This is a genomic window from Bacteroides caecigallinarum (assembly GCF_021530995.1).
GTDB classification, from domain to species: Bacteria; Bacteroidota; Bacteroidia; order Bacteroidales; family Bacteroidaceae; genus Phocaeicola; species Phocaeicola faecigallinarum.
In genome coordinates this window covers 15,206-32,067 of the sequence record NZ_JADYTF010000027.1, presented here as the reverse complement: position 1 = coordinate 32,067, position 16,862 = coordinate 15,206, and the positions used below count along the sequence as shown (strand labels likewise).

The following is a 16,862-nucleotide window of genomic DNA, read 5'->3' as shown; positions in this document are numbered from 1 at the left end:
ATATTTTGTCCACTAAAATCTAATTTGTTACTTTGTACACACTTCATAAGCTATATCGTTATTGGTTAATATTGTTTTTCTCTTATATACAAAGTTAACTATAATGGTATAGCTTTTTTAGTGCTATCTTATGTTATCCGTCACTTCCGATTTTAAACATAGGAACTTTTTTATTATATATGCAGTTCTTGTATAGCCCCAACAGTCTTATCTGGCTTCTCAGGGAAAGAGACATCATGAAATAAAGTACTCTTGACAATACCCTTCTGTTGTTTGTAGGCAGATTAATATGTCTTAAAAGTTTCTCGTAACATTCTTCCAGCGTATATAGTTTTTCCGAACTGTTGTCGAAACTGATTTTTATTTTACAGTTGTCCTCTTTTATTATTTCTATTATCGTGTGCAGATGGATACGCAGCTCGGGTTTAAGAATCTTCAACAGATACTGGTTTTCCAGATGGTTGACCATGTTAGAGAATTCATTCTTATCCCTTGACGCATACTCACATTCCTTTTTCAGAAAATCACGGTCGAAGCAGTTCCACGACGCCTTTCTCACCAGTTTTCCATAAAGTTCAAGATCTCCTGTCAGAATGGTGATAATCTGTTCCGTAGTAAGATACTTTCTGATTACCTCAAGTATTTCATATCCTTTCTGGAAATTGGTATCGATATCATCAAATGATATCACGAAGCACTTTTTATTCAAGATCCTGAGAGCATAGAACACATATTTATGGAAAATGTCAATCAGACTGTTTGAGGCTTCAGCCTTTTCCATACCCTGCATGGAAATAAACAGTTCGTCATCCCATTCTTTATAGACATTTTCCGTACCTATACCGTCAATAAATGTCAGTCCCTTCAGAAGTTTCTTGTATATTTTCCTGTATTCTTCCGTCAGTTCCCTGTCAGTGTTATTGTTTTTATTCCAGCATACGAATTGGTTGATCTTTTCTTCTACATACTGATGAATCAAAGCGATAATGTTTATGAAAGGGTGCTGCTTACAGTCAATGATAGAAGGATCTATTATTTTCAGACACGCCACATTACTGTATTTCCCGGATATCCTGCTTAATGCGGAAAGAAGGAAAGTTGTTTTCCCTGCCCCCCTGTTGCCGAAAATAGATATGGTATTATGGACTATGTTTCTCGAAATATCATCTTTATTATAGCAAAAAGCATTTTTGTCAAACTTCTCAGCCCTTGTATACAATTCACTGAAATAAGCCAGGATTTTCTTCATTTGCACCTGATGTATCAGATTCTTGTTTTCACATACTACAGCATCGGAAAAATCAGATTCCGACAACAATAATTGTACCTCATTCAAAGTATTCATACGGCAATAAATCTTTTGTAGGTTAATACTATCTCGACTATTTGGGTCTCAGCATACCTTCTTGCTTCAATAAAGCAGAATACCGTTGCAATCAATGATAGAACTAATGTCATTCCATAAAATAGCTTTGAATCGTTACACCAATTAACACACAAAAAGTATATACTTGAAACAGCTCCTAAAATAAACGAGACAAACAATCCTTCATATACAGCTTCCATCATCCAGAATCTGTTTAAGTGTCTTACTGTTTCTTTGGCTTCCTCACAATGTCTTAGTTCCATCCACATTTTGGAATAAATTGTTTTATAACTGCCTCTGTCCTTGGATAAATATATTGTTATCTCGTCATTCTTTTCGTACGGTTTGGAATTAATGAACTTCAAGGCCTTTTTGAATACATCGTTGAAATAATTTTCATTAAAGGCAGACAGTATTTTTATTCTCAGGAATTTCCCTACAGAGAATGACATGAGACCACATATATAAACCAGCGCAATTGAAACGACAACAATCACCCCCGAATTGTAGTTCTTGTAATCTACAGATATAATACTATCTGCCGTAAACAGGATTATTCCATAAGTAAGAAGACCGGAAACGATAAAAGAGAAATCGAAAAAATTCAAAGTTTCCGAAATACGATCAATGATTTTAGAAAAACCTGCGTCCATAGAAATAATATTTAAGTTAATAACTATCCGTTACGGTGTGACATGACAATCAACTTTACAAATATAGGAAATATTTTCATTATTTCGTTATTTTTTTATTTATTCAATCTTTTACAAAGAAAAATTTTATAACTTACTCATCTCCAGACTCAGATTTTTACTCCACAGTCACGGATTTTGCCAGATTTCTTGGCTTGTCCACGTCCAGCCCCTTGTTGGCTGCAATATGATAAGCCAGCAACTGCAGCGGAACCGATGTGACCAGACTCTCCAGACATTCCATGGTTTCCGGCACCTCAATGCTGTAGTCAGCCATTTCCTTTATCACCGTGTCTCCTTCAGTTATCACGGCAAGAATCTTTCCCCCGCGCGCCTTTATTTCCTGAATATTGCTCACCACCTTCTCGTACAGAGGAGACTTGGTGGCTATCACCACTACAGGCATATTCATGTCTATCAACGCTATCGGCCCGTGCTTCATCTCCGCGGCAGGATAACCCTCTGCATGGATATACGAAATCTCCTTCAGCTTCAGGGCACCCTCCAGAGCAACCGGGAAGGCATATCCACGTCCCAAATATATAAAGTTGTGTGCGTATGTAAACACCTTAGCCATATTGTTGATATAGTCATCCTGTTTCAGCACTTCCCTTATCTTGTCAGGTACCGAAACCAGTTCTTCTATCGTCTCCTTCATTTGCTCCCCGCTAATCTTCCCCTGTACTTGGGCTAGTGCAAGTGCAAACATTGCCAGCACCGTAACCTGTCCTGTAAAGGCCTTTGTGGAAGCCACACCAATTTCCGGACCTACATGAATATACGAACCAGTATCTGTAGCCCTGGCAATGGACGACCCTACCACATTACATATACCGTAAATGAAAGCCCCCCTCTCTCTTGCCAGTTCTATGGCGGCAAGCGTGTCGGCAGTCTCTCCACTCTGCGAGATGGCTATCACCACATCATCCTTTCCTACGACAGGGTTCCTGTATCTGAACTCCGAGGCATATTCCACCTCCACAGGAATCCTGCAGAAACTCTCTATCAGCTGTTTTCCTATAAGACCCGCATGCCATGATGTTCCGCATGCCACAATAATAAACCTCTTCGCCCTCATCAGCACATCCTTATAGTTATTCACCGCCGAGATTACTATCCTGTTCATATCAGCCATGACCCTTCCGCGCATACAGTCTGCCAGGCATTCAGGCTGGTCATAAATCTCCTTTATCATAAAGTGTGGGAAACCACCTTTCTGCAATTGTCCTATGTTCAGAGCCACGGTCTGCGCCTCATGACAGCATTCCACGTTTTCCAGGTTCATAATTCTGTACGAACCGTCCTTATACAGGGCAGCCACTTCCTCGTCGTCCGGATAAACCATTCTGTTGGTATGTTCTATTATCGGAGTGGCGTCCGATGCCAGATACAGACCGTCGTCGGCAAGGCCTATCACCAGCGGGCTGCTCTTTCTGGCTGCCACAATCATCTCCGGATTCTCCCTGTCCATTACGGCTATGGCGTATGCGCCTACCACCTCTTTCAGGGCAAGCTGCACGGCGGTGACAAGATTGTAATTACCTTTTTTCTGTATATAGTCTATCAGCTGCACCAGCACCTCAGTGTCTGTATCACTGGCAAACGCATAACCTTCTGCCGTAAGCTTTTCCTTCAGCACCGCATAGTTTTCTATTATACCGTTATGCACCAGAGCCAGACGTCCGCCCATCGAACAGTGCGGGTGCGAATTCTCTTTGTTCGGTTCCCCGTGTGTAGCCCATCTTGTATGTGCTATGCCTGCACATCCGGCAACATCGCATCCTGCAACGGCAGCTTCCAGCTGCTTCACCTTTCCAGCTGATTTATAAACATTGATTATATTCTTTGCTGGCATAAGAGCCACCCCCGCGCTGTCATATCCCCTGTATTCCAGTCTTTTCAGACCTTCAATAAGAATAGGGTAGGCCTGTTTCCTCCCTATATAACCTACTATCCCACACATAATTCCTTTATTCTGTTTTTCAGTTCATTACCCAGTTCTGTTTTCACTCTGATATGTTCAAGTACCGCCTTAACGAAAGTATTATTGTCAAAATCCCCTCTCACCTGTTCGAAATCCTGTATCTTTTCCTCTTTAGTGCCGTCGGCGCCGAACCCTGTCATTGCAGAAAGCGAAAATTCCTTCTTTGCGTCTTCATAGACTAACCTGTCCAGACTCACTACAGCATTCTGCCATTTGTCCACTATCATTCTCACGTCGTCGGCAGTTATGCTGTCAGCTTCCAGTCCGTAAGTCTCCAGAATCTTTCCGTACGCCCAAGTCCATTCGTATGTATAGTAGTTCGCATGGATTTCCGTCAGCCTTTCATCAATCATTTCAGCAGAGTCCAGCCTTCCTTCCACTATGTCGTCTATCATTCTGTTCACCTCACTCTTTGGCGCTATAAGTCCCTGCAGGTCAACCCATTCACCTTCACCTGTTCCGGTGTCCGGCTTCAGTCTCTCCCTTATCTCCTCATTGCTGCCGAACACTGTTCCCTCCAGTCTCTTTATTATTGAGTTCCCCAGGAACTTATGGATACCCATTTCGTAGAAATCCAGTCCCTTATACAGCGATGAGTTTCTGATTTTCGCGCTTTGGTATGAGAATGTGTCCGAAGTTTCACCCGACACCCTTGTCAGGTTGTTCAGTATTTCCCTTGCCCTCATCATCTTCTGTATGGTGAAAGGACTCAGCAGGTTATAGTTCACCTTGTCAGTCTTCACCACATCCTTTCTGTTGTCACGTTTCGGCCATTTCTGTGCGTCACGTATTGTGCCCACACTTTTCAGGTTCACCCCCGGAATAAGATAAGTGGAGTTGTTGTTTTCTATCAGATACGAGAACGGCAGGTCCGACGTGTCAGGATGTGCAGAGTGTCTGCCCATAACCAGCGAGAAAGCACCTATTTTTGCCGGCCACAGAATATATGAATCCGATGCCGTCTTTGCACCCCTTTCCATTATACCCTGATGGATAGGTCCCAGCTTGTACATGTGGTTACTCTGGTTCGATCCCGATCCTGCATTCATAAACGAGAACATACCCGCTATCAGCAGAGTCGATTTATGATGAGTCACGGTGAACGGTCCCGCGAATATGGCGCAAGCCTCCCCGTTCTCTTCCTGGCAGTTGCAGAAGAACAGCGAGTCCGAAGCAGAATAGTTATGTCCCATGCGGCACGCCTGTCCCACAAAACATCTTGACAGCATCGTTCCGTCGCCTATGTTGGCTCCGCTCGATATGATAAAGTCATTGCAGATCACTCCGTCGCCTATATACACAGGGTCGTACACATTACTGTTTATGCTTCCGTTCTTCAGTTTCCCTGCACCTTCAATCTTCGCATAGCTTCCTATCCTTACATTCTTAATATATCCCGTATTCACTATTATAGTGTCATTCCCAATATATCCCGTATCGGAAGCACATTCATCGCAATATCTCATCGCTATCTCCTTCAGTCTTTGCGACAGCATGGGTCTGTGTCTGTACATTGCGCTGATGTAAGCCTCGTGTGCAGAGAGCTTGTCGTGAATAATCACCTCCCTGCCTCCGGTTTCGTTCAGTACCGAAACCTCTGTACCGTTGCCGAAGGCGGTCTTTCCTTCCACCACTATGCAGTCCACATTGTCAATAAACACCCCGTCGTCTATCACATAGTTCGCTATATAGTTCTTCACATTCTCTATACAGCACCCGTTACCTATTACTACATTGTGGAGCACCACATTCTTCAATCCCGAATGTTTGCTTATTCCTCCCGCCAGTGTAAATACCTTGTCGAAATGGCCGATTCTCACATTCCCCGAGAATTCCACATTGCGGACATATCTGATATCAAAATCATCGGACACCATAACCGTATCCCAATTTTCCGCATAGCAGTTTCTGGCATGCAATAATTCTATTTCCTTGCATGTCAGGTTACGATAATTCCTGTTTTCCATTCTATAAAATTTATATTCACTTATTTGTATTTGTATCTCTTGAATTTCAGAACTTCTTGAGTTCCAGCCTTGCATACCCTGATTCCAGCGTCATGGTCTTGCCATCGCAATGAACGATGCGGAACTTTGTTTCCTCCTGCGAGTCTATACCATAATGACGAAGCTTCTCTATCGGAGCATCCACACCGTTATCCCCAGTACCGGCACGCACCTTGAAGTCTCTCAGCACCAGAGTGTTTTCATCATCCTCATATCCCGTGCGGCAGATATAAGTGCCGAATCCGTTGCCGCCCTTGTCAGTCACTTCAGTCACCTGTCGCGTGATGCTGTAATACAGGCGTTTGCACTCCACAGTCTCGTCCGTGGACAATACTGTGAATCTCTCCAGTCTCCAGAACCCCTCCACATCACTCCTGATAGGAGCCTTCTCGCAGGAGATAAGCTGAAGACATAAGAACAAAAGGACATATTTTAACCTAATCAGATTCTTCATTATCAACTATTAATTTTTAATTTTTAATTGCACCCCGATTGTTCCCCCCACAGAGTTCCCAATCACACTTCCCTTATCAACTCCAATTGCCGCTTTGAATCCCCAGCTTTTCAGTCGGGCAGGAGAGTACCTCACCTCCGCCATACCGTTGAACTGACGCTTCACCTCGTCGAAAGGATTTCCGTATGTACCCCAATGGCGCGCAAACGAAGCCAGAACCCTCCAGCTCCATTCTTCTGTAGGTTCACCCTGCAGACCTATGTGCTGGGCCTTCATGCGGTTGCTTCGGAACGATATGCTGTGGTCTCTGTTGTATGCCGGTCCGGCCAATAGGGGAGCACCCATAGCTTGACCATAGTACTGCCAGGCGTTATATATACCATGATTGAAATATGAATCACCACAGCTCCACTGCAGGTCAGTGAACGAACCCGCAAAACCGTCGTAAAGCACAGGACCCGACTGATCCTTTGTCGATATGCCTTCCCAAAGCACACGGCTCACCCATCTGTTCCGTGGCAGAGTAATATCTATACCCAGCTGTCCGTCCTTCCATCGTCCGTACTGCCAGAACATCTGCGAATGATCTTCAAAATAATGATCCAGATACACTCTGAACTTCCAGTCTCCGAGATAATAATTCAGAGCGAAATTCCAGCTTCCCAGCATATTGCCTTCCACATTCACCTGCTCACCCCAGGGAGTATCACTGCCACCCCCGGACGGGAAGAAAGCGTTAATATAGTTACGGAATCCGTCCGGCATATCCAGAACCAGCTCACTGCTGCCGTCCGCAAGTTTCTTCATCTTGTCCCCGGCAAACTGAGTAGCCATGTGTAAGCCAAATTCAAATTCCACAGGCAGCTTCTCCCTGTTACCAATCCTAAACAGAATCGCCTTGCTATGATACATCACATCCCTGGCGTATGTCATTCCCGCACCTGCGAAACCTTCCTGCCATTTCCCGTCCAGGAAAGCCCCGTAAGCCACATGCCCCTTCAGAGCCAGCCAGTGCCCCGTGAAAGGCAGACTGTAGAACTCGCGGATCTCACCACGTATCTGCGGAATCGGACGCGTATTGTTTCCCTCCGTCATCCATCCCGAAGTCAGTTCCGCATTCTTCTCCAGAGGAGAGGAGATACGTTCCTTGCTTCCTATACTCAGGTTCAGCACCTTCCATGACACATCCACATACGCCTGCTGCACCCAGAATTTCGACGTCATTCCCGCGCCGCCTGCGATATCCAGCCCCGCACCCAGCTTCCAACCGTGTCTGAGAGTTCTGTTCCAGTCAGCCCCCGCACGCAGATAGAAACTGTTCGGTTCCGCGCTTCCCATACCATATTTGTTGGCAGAAAGCCAAAAGGGGGCATAGTCGCCCCCCGAAAATGTTGCCTCCGTCTCCACCCGTGCCGAAATGCTGTCATTAGCAGCATATCCGCATACCGGAAGCAGAGAGAGTATTATTGAATATAATTTCATTCTTTAATTGTTAGTTTTTAGTTAGCTTTGCTGACCGTTGGTTGTTTGTGCTTTGTGTTTCGCAATTCTCTTATTGAACCATATATTCAGTCCTACCCAAACAACGATATCAATAATGAACACCAATGTGTTGTCCATATACTTCACCGCCACCAGCGAGAATATACAGAATGCCGCCGACATCAGCTGTATGGTTATCAAGGCTGTACGTGGGGTGAATCCCATATCCAGAAACTTATGATGTATATGCGTCTTGTCCGGCAGGAACGGCGACTTTCCGTTTCGTATACGCCTTAGGAACACCCTCACCACATCCAGACAAGGCACCAGCAGTACTGTAAAAGCCACCACCACAGGCGCTCCGTATGCCTGCATATCCTCACCAGGAATATACATACAATACTTCACTACAAAGAAACTGATGATATATCCCAGCGTAAGGCTACCCGTATCACCCATAAATATCTTGCGTCCCCTGTCGGCATTGCCAAATACATTATATGCAAAGAACGGAATGATCACTCCCACACATATAAAAGCCAGAATCGCGAAATTCCACAATCCATAATGAATGAAGATTCCTCCGAAAATGGCAAGAGCCACCATACTCAGTCCCGAAGCCAGACCGTCTATACCGTCTATCAGGTTTATGGCATTCGTTATGAACACCACCAGCACTACTGTGAACGGCATACCTATCCATGCCGGGATCTCATTGATGCCGAACACCCCGTAGAAATTGTTTATGTAAAGACCTACGATAGGGAAGAATGCCGCAGAAATAATCTGTACCAGGAATTTCTTACTGTATCTCACCCCCACAAGGTCATCACCAATACCTACTATATACAGCAAAGTCAGTCCTGCCACCAGAAACAGGAATTCGCATGCCATCTTATAAGTGAATACCTCATAATGAATCTCGTTCATCATTACCCTGAAAGCAGTAACTAAGGTAAGAGTAAACACAATAACAGGAAAGAAAGTCACACCCCCCAGTCGCGGTATAGGGCGGTTGTGCACCTTTCGTGCATCCGGAACATCAAACAGTCTTTTTCTGAACGAGATAATCAGAATTTTCGGGATAATGATTCTCCCCATAATTATAGCCACCATAAAAGCTATAATAAGAATGTAAACATTTGCCATAATAAAAACTTTTAATTCACTTGTTTTTCATCTTGCTTTAAGCAATCGGTGGCAAAATTACCACTTTTCACTCATTAAGACAAATATTCAGTGTCCAAAATAGCCTCTCAAGTAAAAAAATGATAAGAATCGCGTTCCGTTTTTATAATAAATGTAAATTTTTGCCATTCACTGCACGCTCCCGGCGATTTTTTTATTGTCTATACTATTTTTTTAAACCCATCTCCCTGTCAATCTCTTCCACTTCGCGGTACAGCAATTTCACCAATTGGCGGAAATACAAGTAATGACTCATCACCAGACTGCCTTCATCGTAACGCAGTCGTACCACAGCAGTGAACATCAGGATATACTGACTCATCCTGATCAAAGAAAATTTTTTTGCCCATGATTTTTTTAATAATTGTTTGTTAATAGAATAAATATGCGGTTTAAAGTTTCATTTGCATGCTTAAAAACCGTAATAAGTGACGAAATTAAATATTTTATGGTAAATTAATATCAGATAACAATGTTAAATTCTGAAATTTCTATCAAAAACACATGGTCTAGAACGTGCATAAAGCCTTAAAGGAGGACAAAAAAGTCGTGATTTTAACATAATTGTTTATAAAATTGAACAATCTTACCTTTGCCCCCGACAAACTTTTTTACTAATCATTTTAAAACCGAGATTATGAAGATAACAGTTTTCTCCAGCCTCACAAAAAAAGAGGCAGAAAGCGTAATCGACGCCGCCGAATGGATTCGATACATCCGCGACGGCAAGTTCAAACCCACAGTGGACCAGGTGCGCTCCATGATAAAGCTTGGCGACAAGGACAAGGCGCGCGACTGGAAAATGAAGCTCCCCGCAGCGGTATGGGCAGGCGAGTGCCGCAAGGGACGCTTCTTCAAGCACACCACCAACCGCACGGGCTATGCCATCTTCGACTTCGACGACCTGCGCGATGACCAGCTCCAAGCCGCACGCCAGCTCCTCGAGGTCTTCCAGTGGATAGTGGCAGTCCACGTCACAGCATCGGGCCGCGGACTGCGTGTGGTGGCAAACATCGGCATCGTCCACATCGACGTCTACCGCCAGGCCTACGAGCAGGTGGCAGAGCGTCTGCACGAAATCACCGGTCTGGACCTCGACATGGCATGCAAGGACTTCGCCCGCGCCAGCCTTGCTTCCTACGACCCCGATGCCTACTACAACCCCAGTGCCACTGTCTATCCCTACGGCGAGGAACACAACCCCCTAAACTATGTCCCTGCCACAGGTCCCGACACCTCCGAGGACTTCCGCTATCTCAGCAACCCCGTCACCCAGGCACTTAACCAGGGCTACCGGTCAGAAGATGCCCCCGACGTGGACGCCGTCATCAACCGTTTCTTCTACACCCATCCCTACGTTCAGGGCAGCCGCACACGCACCATGCTCTCCCTCGGACTGTACCTTCGTCGGCATGGAGTGCAGTCATGGCAGCTGGGGCAGGCCATCTACACGGCATGTGCCCGTGGAGTGGAGTCGGGCATCACCCGGAAGGAGATAGAACGCGCCATCCGGTGGGGTTACGAGCATGGCGAGGAAGGCGGAAAAAGTCCGACGAATTGGGGACAAGGGGGACAAATCTCTAATATGTTCCCTTTTCACACCGTGAAAACAGAGGAAAATCCTGATAGCGAGGAGATTGCGGAAAACGAAAAAGAAGAGGAAGAGGTAATTGAGGAACAATGTCCCCAATTCGCCGACGACATCTACGAGCATCTCCCCGAGGAGATAAAGAAACTCCTCGTAGTGGCAAAGGACAACAAGGAAAGAGACATCATCCTCCTGGGTATACTCACCGTCTCGAGCACATTGTTTCCTGCCCTCCGAACCATCTATGGCAACAGGAAATACTCTGCCCACATCTACACATTCATTGTGGCAGGAGCCGGAGCGGGTAAAGGCGGGGCAATGAACGGCGTAATCCTTGCCAAGAAGACCGACCGTGAGTTCGAACGAATATACAAAGCCGCTAAGAAAGAATATGAGAAGAAGTGTGTGGAATGGGACATGGAACTTAAACTGGCTCTGAAGGAACGCAGAAAACCCGATATGGATCTGAAGCCCGAAGAGCCTGTACACCAGACGGTCATCACAACTCCCAACTCATCGAAGAGCCAGATGATAATCAATGTCAGGAACGCTGGCGAAGACGGGCTGGTGATAGTGTCGTCCGAGGGTGATGTCCTGGTGGTGACCCTCCATGCCGACTATGGCGGTCAGGCGGCAGAGCTGCGTATGTTCTTCCATCACGAGGAGGTACGCCAGCACTTCAAGATTGACAAGGAACAGATAGTCATACCCCATCCTCATGTGGCAATGCTCCTCACCGGAACACCCGAACAGGTAGTATCTCTCATCCAGAGCACCGAGAACGGACTCTTCAGCCGTTTCCTCTTCTATCTGATGAATGACGAATCCGTATGGAAATCGCAGTCACCCCTCAAGGGAAATGGCGGAATAGACCTGGAGGAACTTTACGGAGAGTTAGGCGAGAAGCTGAAAGTCAATTTCTTCAACACCAGCGGAAAGGAGATAATGATAAACTTCACTGCCGGACAGTGGGATACACTGGACAGTGTGTTCGAGGCCGAGCTTGGCATAGTGTCAGCCGAGGGGGAGAAAAACGCCGATGCCGTGGTTAAGCGATACGGACTCATCACCATGCGCATAGCCATGACCCTTAGCGGCTACAGGATAATGGAGGCAGGATGGCAGGTCGCGGACTACACCTGTCAGGACGAAGATTTCTACACGGCACTCCAAATAGTCCTCACATGCATGAAGCATGCCAACCATGTTTCCACCATGATGAAAAAGCAGGAAAAAAGAGGGAGAGTGTCCAATTTCTATAAGCTTCTTCCCATTCTCAAGAAGATGCCTGATACCTTCCGTTATAAAGATTTCCGTGTAGAGGTAGAAAAAGCAGGTTTGTACCCTAATGCCGCAAAGCGCGCTTTAAAGAAATATGTCGCAACAGGCTTATTATCAAAGGATAACAACATTTATAAGAAGACGAAGACGCTGAAAAAAAGGAACATATAGAGTGTCTGTCCCCAATGTCCCCAAATCCTGGTTTTCAAGCACTGTAAAACCCGAAATTAAATGTGGGCAAATTCCACCTTAAACGTGGGCAAGTTTTACCTAAAACGTGCCCACGTTTTTTTACAGAATTGAGGAAGGAAAAAATCCGACAAGGGCGGTCAAACCGCCAATATACCTTCCGTATCATTTGAATACCTCCCCGTTTTTTAGTATCTTTACGTAAAATAAAAGACAAAAAGGTATGAAAAATCTACAGACAGGACAGACACAGCAGCCGGAGCAGGCATTCAGGCTCAAGACCTATAAGAAGAACGAACTGGCGATGATGTATTTCCCCGATGTGACAAAGGACGCGGCATCGAGGAACTTCCGGCGCTGGATAAGGCAATGCCCGCCTATGATGAAAGAGCTTGAGGCTATGGGCTACGACAAGAACCGCCAGTATCTGCTCAAGGCGGAGGTGGAGGTGATAGTAAAGCATCTGGGGGAACCGTACTAATGGTTCCCGCCGGGTGCTTTTCTTTTTATAAGAAAGTGTAACAAAACTGCCGAAAACATATCATTCCTGACACGGGAGGACAAAGAGGAACTCTGCAAATCCGGACCGTGGTACCTTTGTAGTGTAATCAGAAAGGGATCCCAAAGTTTCGGATTGCAGAGTTTGTTTTTTGTTTAATCATTAACCATTTAAAAAAAGAAAGGAAAGAATTTTCAATCAGTATTTCCATTCCGTCACTCGACCGTTTCCTAAGCTCGCCTGCAAAGGTAGTACAGACCGTATTTGAAAGTTGAAAGGTCGGGCGACAAGTCGTTTCGGGCAGAATCTGCCTCCTGCGGAGAGTATTCATCCCGAAAACCTTTCACCTTTCAATCCCTGTACTTAACAATGCAGACGGCAACGGAAACAATCGACCGACGGAAAAGTAATTAACAGAAAAGAACAGCGTATAAACAGGCTCTACAATTGATAACCCGATTTGTACGCTGTTCCTGCTTCTATATATGGAGAGATGTTTTTTAGGAATCATCAAAATTGGGCAGACGAGAAACTGCACTCCCTCCAGAGCTATCCATTTATTTCCTATATTTTTATATCTAATTGTTTTTCAGTATATTTGCCAACGAATAAGAAACGGAAGTATTGGTATTATTTACATCTGATTATCTATATTTATCGTACAAACGTCAGTAATCCGTCAGTAAAATAGAGTAGATAATTTATTGGTAATCTGAATACTATAGTCCAATATCTTTTTAGCAGAATAAAATGTCAGTAATTTGTGTCGCTTATGAAGTATGCTTCATTTAAAATGTGGATAGCCGATAAATATCACTATAAAGAAGGATATGCTATTTGGTTGGTTGTTCACAAGAATAACAAACGAAAGGTGATGGCGTTAGGCATTTATGCAGAACCACATCAATGGAATGACAAACTTGAAATGTTTGTCACAGATAAGCGTGTCCCCAAATTACATCCAGACCGAATATACCTCAATGAATGGTTAACGCAAAAGAAATCGGAGATACTTCGCATTATAGCAGATTTTGATGCTAATAAAATTGATTGGACACTAAATCAATTCGAACAAGAATTTTTTCACTACTCAAACAAAGGAAATGTAAAGGAATTCTTTGAAAATCTAATTCAAACTTATAAAGATACCAATCATATTGGCAATGCCAATTGCTATAGCAGAACACTTCACGTATTAGAACTCTTTGATGAGAAACTGCCTGAACGTGTTTTCCCTGAAATAGATATTAAATATGTAAAATCTTTTGATGTGTTTTTACAAAAACGTGAATGTAAAGGGAATACTCGGAAGTTCTATTTTAAGACTTTGCGTGCAGTATTGAATAAAGCTATCCAAGATGGTGAAGCGTCAGAAACAACTTACCCATTTGGCAAAGGCGGTTTTAGCATTTCATCATTGGAAGAAGAAACGACCAAACGCTATTTACCACATGACTCTATGTTGAAACTAAAAACTACAGTCATGGACAATAACGTACTTGAAAGAACAAGAAAATTGTTCCTTTTTTCGTATTACTGCTATGGCATATCGTTTATAGATGCAGCATTGCTAACTAAAAAGAATATTATCCGTTATAACGGTGGGAATTATATTGTCTATAAACGGAATAAAACAAAAGAAGCTAAGAAAGTCAAACCTATTCAGATTAAGATAACCCCTGAAATCCAAGAGTTAATGGATTGGTTTTCCGCCAATACATTGTTAGTAGAAGATTACTTGCTGCCAATAGTTTCTATTGCAGGATATAAAGGAGAGCAACTTTATAATCATATTCGTAGCCGTTTTGGACGCAATAACAAGAATTTGAGTAACTTAGCGAAAGCTTTGGAGATTACAGACATGAAGTTGACAAGCTACGTAAGCCGCCATACAATGGCAATGACTTTGCAGGACAATCAAGTACCGAGAGAAGTTATCTCACAGATATTAGGGCACAGCGATTTGGCAACGACCAATACTTACTTGGATAGTTTTGCCAGTAGTGTAATAGACGAAGCGGTAAAAGTATTATAAACGAAACAGTATGTTACCAACAAATAAAATAAAGGACTTGCTTTCGCATGGCGAGAATAAGCGAGTAGAATTCAAAAAATGTACGGATAAGGTTTCGGCATCTGTGTATGAAACCGTATGCTCTTTCTTGAATGCAGAGGGAGGATATATCTTTTTAGGAGTAGATGATGATGGCACAATATTGGGAATTAACCCTAAATGTGTAACAGATATGACCAAAAGCATTATCAATACGCTGAATAATCCTGAACAATTTCTCCCTCCAATGCCAATCACACCGGAACAGGCGGAGATAGACGATAAAATTATCTTGTATTTGAATGTACCTGAAAGTGAACAAGTGCATAGATACAAGAATCGTTTCTTCGACCGTTGGGGTGATGCGGACAATGATGTGTCAAAACATACCTATTTGGTTAAGAATATGTTCATGCGAAAAGAAAAGGAATCTTCCGAAAACGAAGTGTTTCCCGATGTGACCTTGGAAGATATGGACGAAGAATCGTTCAAAATTATGCGTAGCCACATTTCTATTCATAACTCCAATCATCCGTGGTTGAGTATGACAAATGAAAAATTCCTGAAAAGTCTGTTTTGGGGTAGGCAACGAGGTACAAACAAGGAAGGATATAAGTTGGCTGCTATTCTCTTATTTGGCAAGGAACAGACTATTCTGAACTGTTGTCCGTGGCATCGTACGGATGCCATTTACCGCAGTATGTCTTACGAGCGTTTCTTGCATCCGCTCCCTACCGACCCTGATATTCGTTACAATGACCGGGATATGATATGTGCAAACTTGATTCAGTCATATATCCGTTTACTGAATTTTGTGCAGCGCAATATGCCAGACAAATTCCGTTTGGCAGACAACGGTATAGACCGTTTGGATTTACGGGTAATGATATTCAGAGAAGTGATTTCGAATACACTTCTGCACCGTGAGTATATCAGTTCATATACCAATAAGTTTCTCATATTCCGCGACCGGGTTATAACGGAGAATTGGACGAAACCTTTCCAAACAGGGGATATAGATATAAATGATTGGCGCACCCGTACAAAGAATCCGCTAATAACAAAGGTGTTCCGTGAGATGAAATGGGCTGAAGAACTTGGATCGGGACAGAAAAATATTCGGAAATATGCTCCGTTGTATTTTGAAAACTCTGAAATAGAGATACATAGTGGAGAGGAGTTTATCTTTTCAATTACCTATCGTGACCCTAAAGAGTTTGAGCTTGCAGAAAATATGCCGACAAGTCGGGAGCAAGTCGGCACTAAGTCAGCACTAAGTTGGCATCAAGTCGGCACTAAGTTGGCACTAAGTCAAAAGGAAATAAGAACTATTTTGGAAATGTGTTTGTACGAAAACACTTTAACACAAATTATTGCTTCGCTCAATTTTAGCGATAGAACGAAATTTAAGAGAAAATATATAAACCCTTTGATTTCGGAAGAACTACTGGCAATGACTGTTCCTGACAAGCCCAATAGCCGTTTTCAGAAATATTATACTACAGAAAAAGGAAAATCATTACTACTATGCCAAGACGAAAGCAATTGACATTCAAAATCAAAGACCTGAGATGTGCCCAGTATCTGATTGCGGAGTTGTCCCAACTCCCTCAGCTGGCAAACTTTGATATGACTTCTATTGAGATAAGTATTAAGGAAAACAAACCTGCCCCTAAAATCATAAAGAAGGACATAGATGTACTGATAGACCGCTTGCAACGTGGATTCTCCGCAAACAAACATACTCTTACCCAACTGAACGGAAGATATTTGGTGACAAATACTCATTTAGCCAAATGGATGAGAACCACACCCGCATCTGTAAACAAATGGATAAAAGACGGATTAATAAAACCCTGCCAAGACCCGCATGTATGCTTTGATTATTTTAATGTGGATGAAGTAACGGAGCAATTGCGCAAGCAAAAACAATAAAATCACATTTCAATTTATCATCTATATCAAAAGTGCCATTTGATGCCATTCTGAGGACAGACGCTTCCAAACCTCTGAATGGCATTATTTGTATGTCTTCTTGTGGCAGCTAATGTCTTCTTTTGTCTTTGTTAATGCAGATATT

Annotated in this window: 13 protein-coding genes and 1 pseudogene; 6 read left to right on the top strand and 8 right to left on the bottom strand. The window is 43.5% G+C overall.

Going from position 1 to position 16,862, the window contains the following annotated elements; all coding sequences use genetic code 11:
• Positions 1-133: 133 nt before the first annotated feature.
• From I6E24_RS05795 to I6E24_RS05760, 8 genes are all read right to left on the bottom strand, one after another.
• The gene (locus I6E24_RS05795) at positions 134-1,345 is read right to left on the bottom strand and encodes a hypothetical protein (protein WP_235327002.1); all 1,212 of its coding nucleotides are present in this window, start codon (positions 1,343-1,345) and stop codon (positions 134-136) included.
• Positions 1,342-2,019, bottom strand: coding sequence for a hypothetical protein (locus tag I6E24_RS05790; RefSeq protein ID WP_235327000.1), 678 nt, complete (start codon positions 2,017-2,019; stop codon positions 1,342-1,344). The genes I6E24_RS05795 and I6E24_RS05790 overlap by 4 nt, the downstream gene beginning before the upstream one ends.
• Before the next feature lie 157 nt (positions 2,020-2,176).
• Entirely contained in the window at positions 2,177-4,021 is a 1,845-nt protein-coding gene (gene glmS, locus I6E24_RS05785; protein ID WP_235326998.1) for a glutamine--fructose-6-phosphate transaminase (isomerizing), read from the bottom strand.
• Positions 4,009-6,009 carry a DUF4954 family protein gene (locus I6E24_RS05780; protein WP_235326996.1) on the bottom strand — a complete coding sequence of 667 codons (2,001 nt, stop codon included), beginning with the start codon at positions 6,007-6,009 and terminating at the stop codon, positions 4,009-4,011. Before I6E24_RS05780 ends, glmS begins: the two co-directional genes overlap by 13 nt.
• Positions 6,010-6,055: 46 nt before the next feature.
• Positions 6,056-6,502: a lipocalin-like domain-containing protein gene (locus tag I6E24_RS05775; protein ID WP_235326994.1), complete on the bottom strand. Its 447-nt coding sequence runs from the start codon at positions 6,500-6,502 to the stop codon at positions 6,056-6,058.
• 9 nt (positions 6,503-6,511) lie between these two features.
• Positions 6,512-7,984, bottom strand: a complete 1,473-nt coding sequence (locus I6E24_RS05770; protein WP_235326992.1) for a capsule assembly Wzi family protein — start codon at positions 7,982-7,984, stop codon at positions 6,512-6,514.
• Positions 7,985-8,005: 21 nt separating this feature from the next.
• Positions 8,006-9,133 carry an MraY family glycosyltransferase gene (locus I6E24_RS05765; protein WP_235326990.1) on the bottom strand — a complete coding sequence of 376 codons (1,128 nt, stop codon included), beginning with the start codon at positions 9,131-9,133 and terminating at the stop codon, positions 8,006-8,008.
• A gap of 205 nt (positions 9,134-9,338) precedes the next feature.
• A complete protein-coding gene (locus I6E24_RS05760; protein ID WP_235326988.1) occupies positions 9,339-9,494 on the bottom strand; it encodes a hypothetical protein in 156 nt (51 codons plus the stop codon).
• A gap of 315 nt (positions 9,495-9,809) precedes the next feature.
• On the opposite strand from I6E24_RS05760, the pseudogene I6E24_RS17480 reads away from it, so the two are divergent.
• The 6 genes and pseudogenes from I6E24_RS17480 to I6E24_RS05730 form a co-directional block, all read left to right on the top strand.
• A pseudogene (locus I6E24_RS17480) lies at positions 9,810-10,271 on the top strand (BT4734/BF3469 family protein); the annotation flags it as partial.
• A 216-nt stretch (positions 10,272-10,487) separates the two neighbouring features.
• Positions 10,488-12,212 (top strand): DUF3987 domain-containing protein, encoded by a 1,725-nt coding sequence (locus tag I6E24_RS05750; protein ID WP_235326984.1) that lies wholly within the window; start codon positions 10,488-10,490, stop codon positions 12,210-12,212.
• 241 nt (positions 12,213-12,453) lie between these two features.
• The gene (locus I6E24_RS05745) at positions 12,454-12,711 is read left to right on the top strand and encodes a DUF4248 domain-containing protein (protein ID WP_235326982.1); all 258 of its coding nucleotides are present in this window, start codon (positions 12,454-12,456) and stop codon (positions 12,709-12,711) included.
• A 790-nt stretch (positions 12,712-13,501) separates the two neighbouring features.
• Positions 13,502-14,764, top strand: a complete 1,263-nt coding sequence (locus I6E24_RS05740; protein WP_235326980.1) for a site-specific integrase — start codon at positions 13,502-13,504, stop codon at positions 14,762-14,764.
• Between the two features lie 10 nt (positions 14,765-14,774).
• A complete protein-coding gene (locus tag I6E24_RS05735) occupies positions 14,775-16,331 on the top strand; it encodes an RNA-binding domain-containing protein (protein WP_022232504.1) in 1,557 nt (518 codons plus the stop codon).
• Positions 16,310-16,717: a hypothetical protein gene (locus tag I6E24_RS05730; protein WP_022232503.1), complete on the top strand. Its 408-nt coding sequence runs from the start codon at positions 16,310-16,312 to the stop codon at positions 16,715-16,717. Before I6E24_RS05735 ends, I6E24_RS05730 begins: the two co-directional genes overlap by 22 nt.
• Positions 16,718-16,862: the final 145 nt, after the last annotated feature.

What these genes read in the sequence shown, in the direction of transcription:
- I6E24_RS05795 (WP_235327002.1), bottom strand. Translation starts at nt 1,345, where the DNA reads ATGAATACTTTGAATGAGGTACAATTATTGTTGTCGGAATCTGATTTT.
- I6E24_RS05740 (WP_235326980.1), top strand. Translation starts at nt 13,502, where the DNA reads ATGAAGTATGCTTCATTTAAAATGTGGATAGCCGATAAATATCACTAT.
- I6E24_RS05735 (WP_022232504.1), top strand. Translation starts at nt 14,775, where the DNA reads ATGTTACCAACAAATAAAATAAAGGACTTGCTTTCGCATGGCGAGAAT.
- I6E24_RS05775 (WP_235326994.1), bottom strand. Translation starts at nt 6,502, where the DNA reads ATGAAGAATCTGATTAGGTTAAAATATGTCCTTTTGTTCTTATGTCTT.
- I6E24_RS05745 (WP_235326982.1), top strand. Translation starts at nt 12,454, where the DNA reads ATGAAAAATCTACAGACAGGACAGACACAGCAGCCGGAGCAGGCATTC.
- I6E24_RS05765 (WP_235326990.1), bottom strand. Translation starts at nt 9,133, where the DNA reads ATGGCAAATGTTTACATTCTTATTATAGCTTTTATGGTGGCTATAATT.
- I6E24_RS05760 (WP_235326988.1), bottom strand. Translation starts at nt 9,494, where the DNA reads ATGAGTCAGTATATCCTGATGTTCACTGCTGTGGTACGACTGCGTTAC.
- I6E24_RS05790 (WP_235327000.1), bottom strand. Translation starts at nt 2,019, where the DNA reads ATGGACGCAGGTTTTTCTAAAATCATTGATCGTATTTCGGAAACTTTG.
- glmS (WP_235326998.1), bottom strand. Translation starts at nt 4,021, where the DNA reads ATGTGTGGGATAGTAGGTTATATAGGGAGGAAACAGGCCTACCCTATT.
- I6E24_RS05770 (WP_235326992.1), bottom strand. Translation starts at nt 7,984, where the DNA reads ATGAAATTATATTCAATAATACTCTCTCTGCTTCCGGTATGCGGATAT.
- I6E24_RS05780 (WP_235326996.1), bottom strand. Translation starts at nt 6,009, where the DNA reads ATGGAAAACAGGAATTATCGTAACCTGACATGCAAGGAAATAGAATTA.
- I6E24_RS05730 (WP_022232503.1), top strand. Translation starts at nt 16,310, where the DNA reads ATGCCAAGACGAAAGCAATTGACATTCAAAATCAAAGACCTGAGATGT.